Genomic DNA, 15,204 nt, shown 5'->3' with positions numbered 1-15,204 from the left:
CCGTCCGGCGCCCCGCTACCGCGTCCTGTACAGCTCGGTCGCCTCGCGGCGGATCGTCATCAGGCGACCCGGCTCCTCCTCGGTGAAGCCGTACGAGCGGTAGAGCTCGTGCGCGTCCGCGGTGGCCAGCATGAAGCGGCGAATGCCCTTCAGCTCCGGGTGTTCGAGCAGGGTCGACACGACGAACTTGCCGAGCCCGTGACCGCGGTGCGACTCCAGCACGAACACGTCCGCCAGCCAGGCGAACGTGGCGCGGTCGGTCACCATCCGCGCGAACGCGACCATCGCCCCGTCGGCGGCGTACACGCCCAGGTTCAGCGAGCCGGCGATCGAGCGCTCCACCACCTCACGCGGGATGCCGGCCGCCCAGTACGACGTACTCAGGAAGCCCCGCACCACGTCGATGTCGACGCGCTCGGCGTTGTCGTCCGCCTCGAAGCCGTCGGGCCCGGTCCATTTCATCAGTTGAGTACCTCCGTGATCGGCATCGAGGAGTCGGCCGGAAGGTCCAGCGGGGACGGGGACTTGCCGGCGCGGACGAGTTCCGAACCGAGGGCTGCGACCATCGCGCCGTTGTCCGTGCACAGCCCGGGGCGCGGCACCCGGACGGCGATCCCGGCTGCGGCGGCGCGCTCCTCGGCCATCGCCCGCAGCCGGGAGTTCGCCGCGACGCCGCCGCCGATCAGCAGGTGCTCGAAACCGCGGTCCTTGCACGCGTCGATCGCCTTGCGGGTCAGTACGTCGCAGACCGCCTCCTGGAAGGCCGCCGCGACGTGGTTCACCGGCACGTCCTCGCCGTCGCGCCGCTTCGCCTCGACCCAGCGCGCGACAGCCGTCTTCAGCCCGGAGAACGAGAAGTCGAACCGGTGCCGCTCGAGGTCCCGCTGCGACGTCAGCCCGCGCGGGAACGTGACGTACAGCCGGTCGCCGCCGTCCCGAGCCGCCTTGTCGATCCACGGACCGCCCGGGAACGGCAGGCCGAGCACGCGCGCGACCTTGTCGAACGCCTCCCCGGCCGCGTCGTCGATCGTGCTTCCCATCGGTACGACGCCCTCGGTGATGTCCTCGACCGCGAGCAGCGACGAGTGCCCGCCGGACACCAGCATCGCGACGCAGCCCTTCGGCAGGTCACCGTGCTCCAAGGTGTCCACCGCGACGTGCGCCGCCAGGTGGTTCACACCGTAGATCGGCTTGTCCAGCGACAACGCGAGGCCCTTCGCCGCCGCGACCCCGACCAGCAGCGCACCGGCCAGACCGGGACCGCTCGTCACCGCGACCGCGTCCACGTCGGACGGCTGGATCCCGGCCGTCTCGCAGGCGCGGCGGATCGTCGGCACCATCGCCTCGAGGTGCGCACGGCTGGCCACCTCGGGCACCACACCGCCGAACCGGGCGTGCTCCTCGACGCTGGACGCGATCGCGTCGGCGAGCAGCGTCTGCCCGCGCACGATCCCGACCCCGGTCTCGTCACACGACGTCTCGATCCCCAGAATCAGGGGCTCTGTTGTCACGTTTCCTCCCGCCACCGCATGATCACCGCATCCTCGCCGCCGCCGTAGTACCCACGCCGTCGGCTGATCTCCCCGAAGCCGAAGCCCCGGTACAGCCCGATCGCCGATTCGTTGCTCGCAGCAACCTCCAGGAGGACCGTCCGTCCCGCACAACGATCCAGGGCCATCACCATCAGTTGCCCACCGATCCCGGTCCGCCGCTCAGCCGGAGTCACCGCGACCCGCAGTACCTCGACCACGTCCTCCAGCACGGGGGGCACGAGCAGAACGGCGTACCCGACGACCCGTCCTTCGTCCGCAACCAGGATCACCCGGTCCTCGGAGAGCCGCTCGAACTCGTCGACCCAAGCACCCGCGCTCCAAGCCTCCGATCCGAAGCACACCTCGTCCAGCGCGACCAGTTCCGGCAGATCCTCGGCACGTGCCGCCCGGATGGCAGGTCTCACAGGACGCTCTTCGGCCCGCTGGACATGGTCACGTCCGGCCGGCGCAGGTACAGCGGCTCGGGCGCCACCACCTCGAGCGTCCCTGTCGCCACGCCAGTCGCCAGTACGTCGGCCGACGGGTACTCCGTGACGTCGTCGACGGTCACGCCCAACGCGTCGGCGTACAGAACCGCACCGCGGCCGATCACGGGCAGACCGGACAGCACGTGGGCGACCTCGGCGGGCTTGTCCACCGCGGGGCCCTCCAGCCGGCGGCGGCTGCCGTCCGCGGCCGGGCCGTCGTACAGCGCCCAGTAGATCTCCTTGCGGCGCGCGTCCGTGGCGACCGCGACCGGCAACGTCAGCGACGACTGCCGGGCGAGGACGTCGAGGCTGCACACACCTGCGACCTCGATCCCCAGGACCTCGCCCATCGTGCGTGCGGTGACCAGCCCGACGCGCAGTCCGGTGAACGGACCGGGGCCGACGCCGACCGCGATCCGCGTCAGGTCGCGGGGTGTGACGCCCGCGGTCCGCAGCGCGTCCGCGATCGCGGGCGCGAGGAGTTCGCCGTGGCGCAACGCGTCCACGGTCGTCGACGAGGCGACGATCTCCCCGCCCGGCGTCGCCAGCGCGACGGTGACAGCGGCACTCGAGGTGTCGAAGGCAAGCAGCATGTCAGTTCTTCTCCAGTACGGACACGCGGACGCCGGATGCGGCCCAGCGCGGGCCTACCGGCGTGATCCGCAGCGCCCGCGTCTCGTCGGTGTCGTCGTCGCCACGGGTCACCACGATGTCCAGCCGGTCCGGGGCCAGCGCCTCGGCCAGCCCGTGACCCCACTCGACCACGGTGACCGCGTCCTCCAGGCTCGCGTCCAGATCGAGGTCGTCCAACTCGGCGAACCCGCCGATCCGGTAGGCGTCGACGTGCACCAGCGCGGGACCACCGACCAGCGACGGATGCACCCGCGAGATCACGAAGGTCGGGGACGTGATCGCGCCGCGGACCTTCAGCCCAACTCCGAGTCCCTGCGTGAACGTCGTCTTCCCCGCACCGAGATCCCCCGACAGCACGAGGACGTCACCCGCGCGCAACTGCCCCGCGAGCTCCTCGCCGATCGCCTGCATGTCCTCGGCAGCCGGCACGGTCAGCTCGACCGGCATCGCCTTCGCGAAGATCAGGTTGTGCGCCTGCTGTTCGACGACGGAGTACCCACGGCGCCGCCAGAACTCGACGGTGTCCGGCAGCTCGATCCGGGCGATCAGGTTCACCCGGGCGAGCCCTCGCCGTACGGCGACCTCCTCGGCGCACCCGACCATCGCCGAGGCGACGCCGCGGGCCTGGTACCGCGGGTCGACCGAGACGCGGCGCAGGTTGAGGACGTCGCCGGTCTGTTCGAACAGCATCGCGCCGGCCGGTGAGCCGTCGCTCAGCACGAGCAGGCCGCCGTGCTTCTCGATCGCGGCGGTCACCGTGGCGGCGTTCTCGGTCAGCTGGGTCGACGGCGGGTCGAGGACCCGGCGGGCGGAGAACGCGTGGTGGATCACCGCGACGATCTGGTCGGCGTGCTCGGGGGTCGCGTCCACGACGTGCAGGTCGGTCATTCGGTCATCTCGGGTCGTCTCGGTGTTGTCTCGGCGTGGTCTCGGGGTGGTTCAGGGTGGTTCAGGCAGTGGTTCAGGAGGGTGTCAGGGACTTCTCGGCTCGCTCGATCATGCCAAGGAGCGCGGCGGTGAACTCACGGTGGTGCTCGATCAGGCCCAGATGGCCGCAGTTCTTCACCTCGACCAGCTCCGCGCCGGGCACCCGCCGGACGATCTCCTCGGCGTGCGCGAACGGCGTCAGGTGGTCCTTGTCGCCGCCGATCACCACGCACTCGACCTTCTGCAACGGCTCCAGCGCCTCGTACTTGTCGTGCAGCGCGAAGATCGGGTAGAACTCCGCGATCACCTCGATCGGCGTGGCCGCGATCATCTCGTTGACGAACTCGGTGAACGCCGGCGGCACCTCGGAACCGAACGAGTACTTCCGAGTCAGCAAGTAGCTGATGTCGGTGCCTGCCTTCCGGCTGCGCTCGACCACGTCCGGGATCCGGGCCAGGGCCGCCACCGTCGGGGTCGCCAGCGCCCGGGCGAGCATCCCCACCCGGCCGGGGAAGATGATCGGCACCTTGTCCAGGGCGCCCGCGCTCGTCGAGCACAGGCCGACGCCGATCACCCGGTCGCCGAACAGCTCGGGGTGCTGCTCGGCGAGCGCCATGATCGTCATGCCGCCCATCGAGTGGCCGATCAGGATCACCGGTCCGGTCGGCGCGAACCGCTCGAGGATCCCGTACAGGTCCTTGCCGAGCTGGTCGATGCTGACGCCTTCCTTCGGCGACCGGCCGGAGCGGCCGTGCGAACGCTGGTCGTAGAAGACCATCGTGCCGATCCCGGCCAGGTCGCGGCGCTCGAAGTGCCAGGCGTCCATGTTCAGTCCGTACCCGTGCGCGAAGATCACGGTCAGGTCCTCCGGCGGGAGCGGCAGCTTGCGTCCGAGCCTGCGCTTCGGCGGCGGCGCGGGCCGGCGGGAGCGCTTCAGCTCGTCCACCTCGACGTACAGCTCGACGCCGTCGTCGGCGGTGAAGATGTACGGCGTACCGCGCTGCGACCCGAACGGCTCGGCCTCCAGCTGCTTGCGCTGCCCCGAGCGCCGGCCGATCACCTGGCGCTCGACCGCGACGCCGGCCGCGGCTCCCGCGGCCAGCACTCCGACCGCGGCCCCGATCAGACCGGCAGTCCGCCCTGCTTTGGACATGCCCGGTCTACCTTTCGGCGGCGGCGGTGGAGCCGAGAGCGCTGTCGACGTACCTGCGCGGGATCCGCGGGCCCAAGCGGGTGACGATCTCGTAGTTGATGGTGCCGGCCGCGTCGGCCCAGTCGTCCGCGGTCGGCTCGCCCGCCGTCCCCGGACCGAACAGCACGACCTCGTCGCCCGCGGCGGCGTCGTCGTCCTCGAGGTCCACCACGCACTGGTCCATGCAGATCCGGCCGACGATCGCCCGGCGCGCGCCGTACGCCTGGACCGGCCCGCCGTTCGAGGCGTGCCGGGGCAGGCCGTCGCCGTACCCGAGCGGGATCAGGCCGAGTGTGGACGGCCGCGGCGCGGTCCAGGTCAGCCCGTACGAGACGCCCGCACCGGCCGGCACCCGCTTCACCATCGCGAGCCGCGCCTTCAGCGTCATCGCCGGCCGCAGCCCGAGCTCCGCCGACGGCAGCGCGTGCCCGAACGGCGAGAGACCGTACGTCGCGACGCCCGGACGGACGAGGTTGAAATGCGTCTCCGGCAACGCGAGGGTCGCCCCGGAGTTCGCCAGGTGCTTGAACTCGGCGTCGATCCCGAACGACTCGGCCACCTCGATCGCCTCGGTGAACGTCGCCAGCTGGGACTCGTTCGCCGTGCTCTTCGGCTCGTCCGAGGACGCGAGGTGCGACCAGATGCCCTTGATCTCGATCCGTCCCGTCGCCTGTTCGCGGACGGCGGCGCGGATCAGCGCCGGCCACTCCTCCGGTACGGCGCCACCGCGGGACATCCCGGTGTCGATCTTCAGGTGCACCCGCGCCGGGCGGTCCTGCACCGCGATGGCGAGCTCGTCGATCTCCCAGGGCGCGCCCGCGGACAGGTCGATCCCGGCCTCGATCGCGTCCTCGAGCGGCTCGCCGGGGGTGGTCAGCCAGCAGAAGATCGGCCCGGTGTCACCGGCCTCGCGCAGCGCGAGCGCCTCCTCGAGGACCGCGGCGCCGATCCAGTCGGCCCCGGCCTCGCGGGCGGCGCGGGCGACCGGGACCATCCCGTGCCCGTAGCCGTCGGCCTTGACCACGGCCATCAGCTGCGCACCCTCGGCGCGAGCACGCAGCGTGGTCACGTTGTGGCGGATCGCGGCCAGATCGACGACCGCCTCCGCCCGCACGGGGCGCGACTGATGAGTAGACATGGTGGAACCAGTGTCTCAGGCGCCGTCGATGAGGTCGGCGAGGGCGGCCATGGTGTGGAATACCGTGTCCGCATCGGAAAGCTTCGCGGGGTCCGTCATCCCGGCGTACCCGAAGACCTTCATCCCGGCGGAGACCGCGGCGGCGACGCCGAGCGGGCTGTCCTCGATCACCAGGCAGTCGGCCGGTTTGACGTCCAGCGACGCGGCCGCGTGCAGGAAGAGGTCCGGGGCGGGTTTGCCGTGCGCAACGTCCTCGGCGCTGAAGATCCGGCCTTCGAAGCGGTCCAGGAAGCCGACCGCGGTCAACGCCGTACGGATCCGCCGGTGGGTCCCCGAGGACGCCAGGCAGTAGGTGACGCCGCGCGCCTCCAGGTGGTCCAGCACGGACTCGACGCCTTCGATCGCCCGCAGGTTCGCGAACCCGTCGAACAGCCGCTGGTGGTACCGGTCCTCGAGATCGGCGGGCAGCGCCCGCCCGAGCCGGGCCTCCGCCTTCTGCCGCATCGACGCCATGGACCCGCCCATGAAGTCCCGGACGGTCTCCTCGAACGTGTACGGCAACCCAGCCTCGGTGAGCAGCTCGGCCAGGATCGTGTTGGCCAGCCGCTCGGAGTCCACCAGCACGCCGTCGTTGTCGAAGATCACCAGTCCGGTCACACCCAGCACCCTAAGCGGCCACCGCGGAACCGCGGCGGCCGCCCACGGACCGGGATCAGTTCTCCTGGATGGAGAAGTCGGTGAAGGAGAAGCGCTGCTTGGTGTTGCCGGTGGAGACGACCTCGACGCCGTAGTCGACCTGCCAGGTGGTCGCCTTCGGGGCCCAGCCGCGGTTGACCATGTCGGTCAAGAAGCTGGCCAGCGGCATCGTCCCGGACTTCTGCGTCACCTGCGACACGTACGCCGTGTAGCCGTCGCGATGCCAGACGTCGTACGTGAACCCGCCGAAGGTGACGGTTCCGACCTTCTGCCCGGCCGGGACCTGGCCCTTGTTGTCCGTCCAGATCATCAGCTCGTTGTTCAGCCCGTCACCGATCCACGCGTCGAACGCGACGTTGTAGATGCAGGCGCTGCAGTTCGCGGGCGTGGTGGCGGCGAAGGTGGCGGACTTGATCTTCGACAGCGGTACGTCGTTGTAGTCCTTGTGCACGTTCGGGTACGCCTGCACGCCGCGATCACCCGGTAGCGGCTGCGTGACGTCGACGTACCAGTTGTTGTAGTTGCAGGCCGAGAGCGTGTAGGTGCCGTTGTGGTTGTTCCACATGTTGTTGTGCACGTAGTACTCGCCGAACGTCCGTCCCTCGCCCTGGTTGTTGGTCGCTGTGGTGACGAACGACGGGTTGGTACAGGTGGTGCTCGGGCTGGTCGCTGTGCTGGTGGGACTCGTAGTGGGCGTCGTCGTGGTCTGGGTCGGTGTCGTCTGTGTCGGGGTGGTTGTCGTCGGCGTACTCGACGTCGGCGGCTTCGTCGGCGTGCTGGTTGTCGGCGCGGCCGTGGGTGTGCTGGACGGCGCGGGGCTCGTCGGTGTGGCTGTCGGTGTGGTGGTCGGCGCCGGAGTGGTCGGCTGCGCGGGTGCCGGGGTGAAGTCGTAGTGCGCGGTGTAGGTGAGCTTGGTGCCGGCGGGGTACCGCGCGCCGTCGTACCGGAGCGCCCGCAACCGGTAGTTCGTGTCCGTCGTACGGCGTGGGTCGATCGACAGCATCGCGGGACCGGCGGCGGTGGCGGTGATCGCGACCGGCTTCCGGCCGAAACCGTGCAGGACCGTGCATCCGGAGTACGCGTCCAGGACGCAGGTCTCGACGCGGCCGACGCCGGGCAGCGCCGTCGTACCGTCCGCGGCGTTCGCGGTCGTCACCGGGGAGTTCTGCTTCGCCTGGACGACGATCGGCAGCGCGACGAGCGCACCGGCGGCGAGGAGGGCCGCCGGGAGGAGGGCGCGGCGTCGGAGGGCTGGGGAGGGGGACATGCAAGACCTTCCTGTCTGGTTCTGGCGATCCCCCAGGAAGATGCGTACGGCGCCCGACGTTATCGAACCGTGATCATGGCCTGTCAACCCGGGGTCCCGATTTAACGAAGCCTTCACCTGCAACGCCGGCGCCCGCCACAGCGTCTTCAGGGTGTGAAGAAGAGGATGCTGGCACTCATCGGAACCGGTCTGCTGGCGCTGTCCGCGTGCGGTCAGGAGGCGGCGACCGGCAGCGAACCCAGTACGTCGCTGGCCGGCCGGACGTTCTTGTCCACCTCGGTGACCGAGCACGGGAAGCCGCGGCCGGACACGCAGGTCCAGCTGGAGTTCACCACCACCGGCCGGATGTCGTGGAACGCGGGCTGCAACACGTCCGAGACGAAGGTCTCGACCGCGGACGGCCGGATCAGCCTCGGCAAGCAGATCACCTCGACGCTGATCGGGTGCATGGGACGCGCAGAGGACCAGGACCGCTGGATCGGCAGCGTCCTCGCGGCGAATCCGGCCTGGAAACTGGACGGCGACAAACTCGTGCTCACCACGGACAGCACGACGATCTCGATGGTCGACAAGCAGACGGTCAAGCCCACGCCGGCCCTCGACGGAACGAAATGGACCCTGTCCACGATCGTCAGCGGCGACACGGTGGGGCACTACGCCGGATCCGAGAAAGTCTGGCTGACCCTGAACGGCGAACGCGTCACCGGGTCGACCGGTTGCAACGAGTTCCAGGGCACGGTCGCGCGATCGCCCGGCAAGCTGACCTTCGGCGAGTTGGCCACCACCCGGCGGGCTTGCACAGGCAACGCCGCGACGCTGGAATCCGTGCTCCTGAAGGGATTGCGGGGCGAGGTGACCTACCGGATCGACGGGTCGACACTGCAGACGCGCTCCTCGGGCGCAGGTCTGGACTTCGTCGCGCTACCCTGAGGCAAGTGAGTGAGGAGCCCGCGAGCGGGCAGCACTGGACAGGTCTGGTCATCCGTCCGGACGACTGGTTGGACAACGACTTGCTGGCCGCGATCACCCTCGCGACCGGCACCACCTTCGAGCGGCTCGGCAGCACCGACCAAGGCATCGTGTTCGCGGCCGGCACCGAGCAGATCATCGAGGTGGAGTGCGCCGGCGCGAAGGCACTCTTCCTCCGCACCCGCTCCCCGCAGCGCACGGCGGCGATCGTCGCAAGCATCAACCGGCACACCCTGACCTGGACCGAGCCGATGCTCCGCGACCAACTGTCGCTGGAAACAGATCCGTACGGCCTGATCCCGTTGCTCATGGCAACAGGCGGCGCACCCCCGGAGCCGGCCACCGCAGACCTGCTGCAACAAGCACTGCAACACCCGAGCAACCAGATCCGCGAAGCAGCCGACTACGCCCTACGAATGTCACAAACCTGGAGCGCGTAGTCAGTCCCCCGCGTGCTATGCAGACGCGCTGAGGAACAGCAGGCGGGTTCCTGGGTTAGGTGATGAGGCGGCGGGTTGCTTCGGGGAGGGATTGGGCGACGGTGGTAGCGGTGATGGGGCCGTTGGCGGAGGCCAGGGTGGCGGCGGAGGCGTGGAGGTAGGCGCCGAGCGCGGCCGCGTCGAGGGGGGTCAGGCCGGCGGCCAGGAGGGAGCCGCACAGACCTGCGAGGACGTCGCCGGCTCCGGCGGTCGCGAGCCAGGGGGTGGCGTTCGTGTTGACCCGGACCTCGCCGTCGGGGCTCGCGATCACGGTGGTCGCCCCCTTCAGCAGGACCGTCACGTCGTAGCGCTCGGCCGCCATCCGCGCGTGCTTCAGCCGCTCCGCCTCGACGGTACTGCGATCGACGCCGAGCAGCCGCGCAAGTTCACCCGCGTGCGGTGTGGCGAGTACGTCGACATGGTCGCCGGAATCGTCGAGCGCCTTCAGACCGTCGGCGTCCAGCACCACCGGCTCGTCCGCGTCGAGCAGTTCCCGGATCCGTGGGACGTCGAGTTCCTCGCCGAGCCCGGACCCGATCGTCCACGCCTGCACCCGCCCGGCGCCGACAACCTCCGGATGCGCCTCCCGTACCGCGGCGGCGACCGCGTCCGGGCCGACGTACCGGACCATGCCGACCGGCCCGCCGAGCGCCCCCGCGGTGGCGATCACCGCAGCGCCCGGGTACTCGGTGGATCCGACCATCAACCCGACGACGCCGCGCGAGTACTTGTCGGACTCACCGTGCGGGACGGGGTAGAGCGCTCGTACGTCGGCAGCCTGGAGGGACTGAACGAGAGCCGGCGGCAGGTCGAGGCCGATGTCGACGAGGTGGACCGGACCGCAGGCGGAGGCGGCGGGGTCGACGAGATGGCAGATCTTGTGCGTGCCGAAGGTGACCGTGAGGGCGGCGTTGACATGCGGCTCGGGCGTCTCGCCGGAGTCGACGTCAACCCCTGAAGGCGTGTCGACAGCGACGATCGGTACGCCGTACTGCTCGGCGACACGAACCGCCGCCAGCGCGTCGGGCCGCAGCCCGGGCCGCCCGCCGATGCCGACGATCCCGTCGACCACGACGTCGGCGCCGGCGAGCTCGCTCACGATGTCGTCGTAGATCTCACCCGAGATGTCGCCGGCGGAGGTGACGGATCGACCGCCGGCCGATCTGAGGGCCGCGATACCGGGTTCATGTGCCTTCGGAGACAGCAGGATCGCAGTGACGTGGGCGCCGCGGCGGGCCAGGCGTGCGCCGGCGTACAGTGCATCGCCGCCGTTGTCGCCGGAACCGATCAGCAGCACCACGCGGGCGCCGTACGTGCCGCCAAGGAAGTTGCCGATAGCAACCGCCAACCCGGTCGCCGCGCGTTGCATGAGCGTTCCGTCGGGGAGCTTCGCCATCAGCTCGGACTCGGCCGACCGCACCTGCTCGACGGTGTACGCGTGCCGCATGCTCAGACCTCCAGGGCAGCTGAGGAGTGCACCATCAGCCCTCCAGTACGACGACCGCGGACGCGATACCGGCGTCGTGACTGAGCGAGAGGTGCAGGCTCTGTACGCCGAGTTTGGCCGCCTGTGCCGCGACGGTGCCGGTGATCTCCAGCCACGGCCGACCGGTGTCGTCGGTCTGCACCTCGGCGTCGTGCCAGTGCATCCCGCCCGGCGCCCCGAGCGCCTTCGCCAGCGCCTCCTTGGCCGCGAACCGCGCCGCCAACGAGGCCGGCGGCTTCACCGCCTCCACCGCAGTGAACACCCGGTCCCGCAACCCCGGCGTCCGCTCCAGCGTCCGCATGAACCGATCCACGTCGACCACATCGATACCCACGCCGACGATCATGCAGCCACCCTAACCGCCGCATCCCGGCCCGAGCAGACACCCCACCACCCGTCTAGCGCGGAGGGTGGGCGGTGGATCGGCGGATCCGCATCTCGACGGCCAGGTCGAGGCGGAGCGCTGCCGGAGTCCGGCCCCGGGAGAGGTCGAGCACCACGCGGGTCGCCAGTTGCGCCATCTGCTGGAGGGGCTGGTGGACGGTGGTGAGCGCGGGAGTCACCCATTGGGCGACCGGGAGATCGTCGTACCCCACCACCGAGAGATCGCTCGGCACGTCCAGGCCGAGTTCGCGGGCGGCCTGGTAGACGCCGAGCGCCTGCATGTCGCTGCCGGCGAAGATCGCGGTGGGCGGCTCGTCCAGGCGGAGCAGCGCGAGCGCCTCGCGGTACCCGCCGCCGACCGCGAAATCGGCCCAGCGGATCAGCGCCGGATCCACGTCCACCCCGGTCGACCGCAGCGCGTCGGTGTAGCCGTCGACGCGTTGCCGCGAGCAGAGTGTGTCGATCGGTCCGCCGATCGTCGCGATCCTCGTGTGGCCGAGCGTCCGCAGATGGGTGGTCGCCTGCCGGCCGCCGTTCCAGTTCGCCGAGCCGATCGATGGTACGTCGTCCCCGACATCGCCGACCGGATCCACCACCACGAACGGAATCCGCCGCGTCTCCAGCTGCGCGCGCTGGTCGACGTCCAGGTCCGAGAACACCATGATCACCCCGAGCGGCCTGCGGTTCAGCACCGACTCGATCCACTCCTGGCGCGGTCGCAGCGCGCCGCCGCACTCGGACAGCACGAGCTCGACGCCCTCGGCCCGGGCGACCTCCTCGACGCCCCGGATCAGCTCCATCGCCCACTCGCCGCCGAGCTGGTTGAACACCAGGTCGATCATCGGCCCGGCCGCCGGACTCGCGCTCCGCCGCCGGTACCCGTGCTCCTGGATCAGGCTCTCGATCCGCGCCCGGGTGGCCGCCGCCACGTCCGCGCGACCGTTCAGCACCTTGGAGACGGTCGGCACCGACACCCCGGCCTGCTCCGCAATTTTCGCAATGGTCGGCCGCTCGCTCACCATGCCTCCCGATCCGAAACTTTCGGACCAGACTACCGGTGAATCGTGCGACCCAGCGCGTCCGGTACGCCGCTCAACCGGTAGAAGAACGTGTTCACCTGATCCCGCCACTCGCGCGCCGTCGCCAGCTGTACGGCGAACCGCGCGCTCACGTTCTCCCGGACGACGGGCTCGAACCGCTCCGCGATCGCCTGCCACCGCGCGACCATCGCCTCCACTTCGGCGTACCCCTGGAAGTGCGTGTCGTAGATGTGCTGCAGCACCGTGCTGCCGCTCTGCAGCACGTGGTCGTAAGGAACGTGGTGGAAGAACAGGAGCAACTCGTCCGGACAGGTGTAGATGTCCTCGTAGAGGCTCGACAGGGGCTCCGGGTACTGCGCTGTGAACCCCGACCCGGTCTTCACGGTCCGATCCGCACCGACGCCGTACCGGTCCGCGTAGTGGTGCGCGCCGCGCCCGGAGTACTCGTACCCGTTGACGCTCGGGCCGTAGTGCGATCCCGGCGTGACCATGAACCCGACCCCGAGTGGGGCCGTGTAACGCTCGTACGTCCGCCACGAGCCCGCCATGATCGCCACCAGTTCGCTCCGGGTCCGGTCGTCCATCGCGAACGTCGCCGCGGCCCACTCGTGCAGCAGGCTGACCGGGTCCGCCGCCGGGTCCCACGCCAGCCGGCCGAACGCGTACAGATTGCTCTGGGCAAGCTTGTGCCCGGTCCAGTTGACGTCGTCGCCGACGTTGGAGACGGCAACGATCGCTCCGATGCGGTCGGCAACCGTCGCCCCGCCGCCACCGGTGGTGTCGGACTGCAGGATCTCCCGCCACCACGGCCCCAGGTAGCACAGGTCCTGCTGCTGCCCGGAGTACTCCTGCGTGACCTGCAACTCAATACCGAAAGCGGTTTCCTGAATTTCCCCCAGCAGCGGCGAGACGGGCTCCCGGACCTGGAAGTCCAGCGGTCCGTGCTTGACCTGCAGAACAACGTTTTCCTCGAACCGTCCGTCCAACGGAACGAACGTGTCGTACGCCGCCCGCGCGCGATCCGCGCGCCGGTCCCGCCAGTCCGGTTCCGGCTCCGCGCCGGAACACCGCCAGAAAACCGTTCCGCCGTACGGCGCCACCGCCCGCGCCAGCAGGTTGGCGCCCTCGGCGTCACGGGCGCTCCGGACGACGAGACCGCCCAGGTCGGGAACCACGTCGTACACCCGGGCCACCGTCGCGGACCACCAGGCGGCCACCCGCTCGTCCCGCGGGTCGTCGATGAAGTCGACCGCGAGACTGACCGCGATTCCGTACTCCCGGAAAACGCCGGCCAGTCGCGCGACGTCCGGCAGTTCCGCGGCGGCCAGTGAGACCGCGTTGATGCCGATCGACGCCAGCAACCGCGCGTAGGCCCGGACCCGGGTCAGGTCCGGCACCGCCTCCCCGTCGCGGAAGAAGATCGACTTGCCCGCGTATCCCCGCCGTACCTCGCCGGAGAGTTCGTCCCAGTGGTCCAGCATCCGGATCGGCACGGCGGGCCGCTCGACGACGGTGAAGTCACTGGTCATCCACTCGAAGTACCGCAGGACGTAGAAGTATCCGTACAGCAGTCCGTGCCCACCCTCGGCGGCGACGACCAGATCGTTGCCCCGTCGTACCACCACGAATCCCTCGACACCGAGACCGTGTTCGGGGACGGCAGCCTCGACCTCCTGCCACAGAGCGGTCTCACGGACCCTCGACAAGGTGCACACGGCAACTTGTACGTCGGTGCGGAAACGGCGGGTCTGCCGCACCTCGGCCCGGATCGTCTGCGCCAGCACACCAGAGGCGTGCACGGTCACCTCGGGAAGCCGCTGAGTCGCCAGCCAGGCGTGATCGCCGGTCAGGGGAAATACCGTCATCGGTGCCTGATCCTGACATATCGGTTGGTCATCACACGGTGACCGAAAGTTTCGAGACCGTACCGTAGCTGAGACACTGTGCCGTAGCTGAGACCAAGGCCACGTCGGCCCGATGTGGGTGCATCCCGCACCGGTGGGAAGAATGGGCGACATGCTGCAGCCGCCGCGGGAGGTGACTCCCTACACCGAGCTCGACCGGGCCACCTGGGCCCAACTGGCCGAGACCACCGTCTCCCCGCTGACGGCGGAAGAGGTCGAGCGGTTGCGCGGTCTCGGCGACGAGATCGACATGGACGAGGTCCGCGAGGTGTACCTGCCGCTGTCCCGGATCCTCTCGCTGTACGTCCGGCACGCCCGCGCCCTGCACGCCGACACCGAGAGCTTCCTCGGCAAGCAGGTCGAGACCCGCACCCCGTTCGTGATCGGGATCGGCGGATCCGTTGCCGTCGGCAAGTCGACGACCGCCCGTCTGCTGCGCGAGCTGCTCGCGCGCTGGCCCGAGCACCCGCGGGTCGCGCTCGTCACCACCGACGGGTTCCTCTGGCCGAACGCCGAGCTCGAGCGCCGCAACCTCATGCAGCGCAAGGGCTTCCCGGAGTCGTACGACCGCAAGGCGCTGCTGCGCTTCGTCGTCGAGGTGAAGTCCGGCATCGACACCGTCGAGGCCCCGGTGTACTCCCACCTGCACTACGACCGCATGTCGGGCGTCCGGACGACCGTCGAGCAACCGGACATCCTGCTGCTCGAGGGCCTGAACGTCCTGCAGCCGGCGCCGCGGCACGCGGACGGCAAGAGCGGCCTCGCGGTCAGCGACTTCTTCGACTTCTCGGTGTACGTCGACGCAGCCGCGGACGACATCCGTTCCTGGTACGTCGCACGTTTTCTGAAACTGTGGGAAACGGCGTTCCGCAATCCCGAGTCGTACTTCGTCCGCTACGGCGAACTGAGCCGCGAGGAAGCGATCAAGAAGGCCGAGTCGCTCTGGGACGGTATCAACGGCCCGAACCTGCGCGAGAACATCCTCCCCACCCGCTCCCGCGCCACCCTGGTTCTCCGCAAGGGCCCCGACCACGCCGTCCGCTGGGTCCGCCTCCGCAAACTCTGACCC

General features: G+C 69.9%; 16 protein-coding genes. 3 read left to right on the top strand and 13 right to left on the bottom strand.

Annotated features, from left to right (window positions below):
- Positions 1 to 15: 15 nt before the first annotated feature.
- The 9 genes from BJY22_RS11485 to BJY22_RS11445 all read right to left on the bottom strand — a co-directional run bounded on the left by BJY22_RS11485 (position 16) and on the right by BJY22_RS11445 (position 7,873).
- Positions 16 to 462 (bottom strand): GNAT family N-acetyltransferase, encoded by a 447-nt coding sequence (locus BJY22_RS11485; RefSeq protein ID WP_167206026.1) that lies wholly within the window; start codon positions 460 to 462, stop codon positions 16 to 18.
- Positions 462 to 1,511, bottom strand: a complete 1,050-nt coding sequence (gene tsaD / locus BJY22_RS11480; protein WP_167206024.1) for a tRNA (adenosine(37)-N6)-threonylcarbamoyltransferase complex transferase subunit TsaD — start codon at positions 1,509 to 1,511, stop codon at positions 462 to 464. Before tsaD ends, BJY22_RS11485 begins: the two co-directional genes overlap by 1 nt.
- Positions 1,508 to 1,957, bottom strand: a complete 450-nt coding sequence (locus tag BJY22_RS11475) for a GNAT family N-acetyltransferase (RefSeq protein WP_167206023.1) — start codon at positions 1,955 to 1,957, stop codon at positions 1,508 to 1,510. Before BJY22_RS11475 ends, tsaD begins: the two co-directional genes overlap by 4 nt.
- Positions 1,954 to 2,613, bottom strand: a complete 660-nt coding sequence (gene tsaB / locus BJY22_RS11470) for a tRNA (adenosine(37)-N6)-threonylcarbamoyltransferase complex dimerization subunit type 1 TsaB (RefSeq protein WP_167206020.1) — start codon at positions 2,611 to 2,613, stop codon at positions 1,954 to 1,956. Before tsaB ends, BJY22_RS11475 begins: the two co-directional genes overlap by 4 nt.
- A 1-nt stretch (position 2,614) precedes the next feature.
- Positions 2,615 to 3,541 (bottom strand): tRNA (adenosine(37)-N6)-threonylcarbamoyltransferase complex ATPase subunit type 1 TsaE, encoded by a 927-nt coding sequence (tsaE, locus tag BJY22_RS11465; RefSeq protein WP_167206018.1) that lies wholly within the window; start codon positions 3,539 to 3,541, stop codon positions 2,615 to 2,617.
- 73 nt (positions 3,542 to 3,614) lie between these two features.
- Complete coding sequence (locus BJY22_RS11460; protein WP_167206016.1) at positions 3,615 to 4,733, bottom strand: alpha/beta fold hydrolase; 1,119 nt, start codon at positions 4,731 to 4,733, stop codon at positions 3,615 to 3,617.
- 7 nt (positions 4,734 to 4,740) lie between these two features.
- Positions 4,741 to 5,910: an alanine racemase gene (gene alr / locus BJY22_RS11455; RefSeq protein WP_202891072.1), complete on the bottom strand. Its 1,170-nt coding sequence runs from the start codon at positions 5,908 to 5,910 to the stop codon at positions 4,741 to 4,743.
- 15 nt (positions 5,911 to 5,925) lie between these two features.
- Entirely contained in the window at positions 5,926 to 6,567 is a 642-nt protein-coding gene (locus BJY22_RS11450; protein WP_337758529.1) for an HAD family hydrolase, read from the bottom strand.
- Positions 6,568 to 6,622: 55 nt separating this feature from the next.
- Positions 6,623 to 7,873, bottom strand: a complete 1,251-nt coding sequence (locus BJY22_RS11445; RefSeq protein WP_202891071.1) for a GH12 family glycosyl hydrolase domain-containing protein — start codon at positions 7,871 to 7,873, stop codon at positions 6,623 to 6,625.
- Positions 7,874 to 8,038: 165 nt separating this feature from the next.
- Between BJY22_RS11445 and BJY22_RS11440 the strand changes: the two genes are divergently transcribed.
- Together BJY22_RS11440 and BJY22_RS11435 are read left to right on the top strand one after the other, a co-directional pair.
- Complete coding sequence (locus tag BJY22_RS11440; protein WP_167206012.1) at positions 8,039 to 8,803, top strand: META domain-containing protein; 765 nt, start codon at positions 8,039 to 8,041, stop codon at positions 8,801 to 8,803.
- A gap of 5 nt (positions 8,804 to 8,808) precedes the next feature.
- Positions 8,809 to 9,282: a hypothetical protein gene (locus tag BJY22_RS11435; RefSeq protein WP_167206010.1), complete on the top strand. Its 474-nt coding sequence runs from the start codon at positions 8,809 to 8,811 to the stop codon at positions 9,280 to 9,282.
- 55 nt (positions 9,283 to 9,337) lie between these two features.
- On the opposite strand, the gene BJY22_RS11430 is transcribed toward BJY22_RS11435, so the two are convergent.
- The 4 genes from BJY22_RS11430 to BJY22_RS11415 are packed head-to-tail and all read right to left on the bottom strand — an operon-like array spanning position 9,338 to position 14,096.
- Positions 9,338 to 10,768 (bottom strand): NAD(P)H-hydrate dehydratase, encoded by a 1,431-nt coding sequence (locus tag BJY22_RS11430; protein ID WP_167206008.1) that lies wholly within the window; start codon positions 10,766 to 10,768, stop codon positions 9,338 to 9,340.
- Positions 10,769 to 10,802: 34 nt separating this feature from the next.
- Complete coding sequence (locus BJY22_RS11425; protein WP_167206006.1) at positions 10,803 to 11,153, bottom strand: holo-ACP synthase; 351 nt, start codon at positions 11,151 to 11,153, stop codon at positions 10,803 to 10,805.
- A gap of 52 nt (positions 11,154 to 11,205) precedes the next feature.
- Positions 11,206 to 12,213 (bottom strand): LacI family DNA-binding transcriptional regulator, encoded by a 1,008-nt coding sequence (locus BJY22_RS11420; protein WP_167206003.1) that lies wholly within the window; start codon positions 12,211 to 12,213, stop codon positions 11,206 to 11,208.
- Between the two features lie 29 nt (positions 12,214 to 12,242).
- Positions 12,243 to 14,096 (bottom strand): alpha-glucuronidase, encoded by a 1,854-nt coding sequence (locus BJY22_RS11415; RefSeq protein ID WP_167206001.1) that lies wholly within the window; start codon positions 14,094 to 14,096, stop codon positions 12,243 to 12,245.
- Positions 14,097 to 14,247: 151 nt separating this feature from the next.
- Between BJY22_RS11415 and coaA the strand changes: the two genes are divergently transcribed.
- Positions 14,248 to 15,201 carry a type I pantothenate kinase gene (coaA, locus tag BJY22_RS11410; RefSeq protein WP_238350342.1) on the top strand — a complete coding sequence of 318 codons (954 nt, stop codon included), beginning with the start codon at positions 14,248 to 14,250 and terminating at the stop codon, positions 15,199 to 15,201.
- Positions 15,202 to 15,204: the final 3 nt, after the last annotated feature.

Origin of the sequence: Kribbella shirazensis (assembly GCF_011761605.1) — a bacterium.
Classification (GTDB): domain Bacteria; phylum Actinomycetota; class Actinomycetes; order Propionibacteriales; family Kribbellaceae; genus Kribbella; species Kribbella shirazensis.
Note: the sequence above shows the minus strand (reverse complement) of the source record. Positions and strands in the feature narration are given on the sequence as shown.

Coding starts and splice junctions, on each gene's coding strand:
- BJY22_RS11485 (WP_167206026.1), bottom strand. CDS start 462: ATGAAATGGACCGGGCCCGACGGCTTCGAGGCGGACGACAACGCCGAG.
- tsaB (WP_167206020.1), bottom strand. CDS start 2,613: ATGCTGCTTGCCTTCGACACCTCGAGTGCCGCTGTCACCGTCGCGCTG.
- tsaE (WP_167206018.1), bottom strand. CDS start 3,541: ATGACCGACCTGCACGTCGTGGACGCGACCCCCGAGCACGCCGACCAG.
- BJY22_RS11460 (WP_167206016.1), bottom strand. CDS start 4,733: ATGTCCAAAGCAGGGCGGACTGCCGGTCTGATCGGGGCCGCGGTCGGA.
- alr (WP_202891072.1), bottom strand. CDS start 5,910: ATGTCTACTCATCAGTCGCGCCCCGTGCGGGCGGAGGCGGTCGTCGAT.
- BJY22_RS11445 (WP_202891071.1), bottom strand. CDS start 7,873: ATGTCCCCCTCCCCAGCCCTCCGACGCCGCGCCCTCCTCCCGGCGGCC.
- BJY22_RS11440 (WP_167206012.1), top strand. CDS start 8,039: ATGCTGGCACTCATCGGAACCGGTCTGCTGGCGCTGTCCGCGTGCGGT.
- BJY22_RS11430 (WP_167206008.1), bottom strand. CDS start 10,768: ATGCGGCACGCGTACACCGTCGAGCAGGTGCGGTCGGCCGAGTCCGAG.
- BJY22_RS11425 (WP_167206006.1), bottom strand. CDS start 11,153: ATGATCGTCGGCGTGGGTATCGATGTGGTCGACGTGGATCGGTTCATG.
- BJY22_RS11420 (WP_167206003.1), bottom strand. CDS start 12,213: ATGGTGAGCGAGCGGCCGACCATTGCGAAAATTGCGGAGCAGGCCGGG.
- BJY22_RS11415 (WP_167206001.1), bottom strand. CDS start 14,096: ATGACGGTATTTCCCCTGACCGGCGATCACGCCTGGCTGGCGACTCAG.
- coaA (WP_238350342.1), top strand. CDS start 14,248: ATGCTGCAGCCGCCGCGGGAGGTGACTCCCTACACCGAGCTCGACCGG.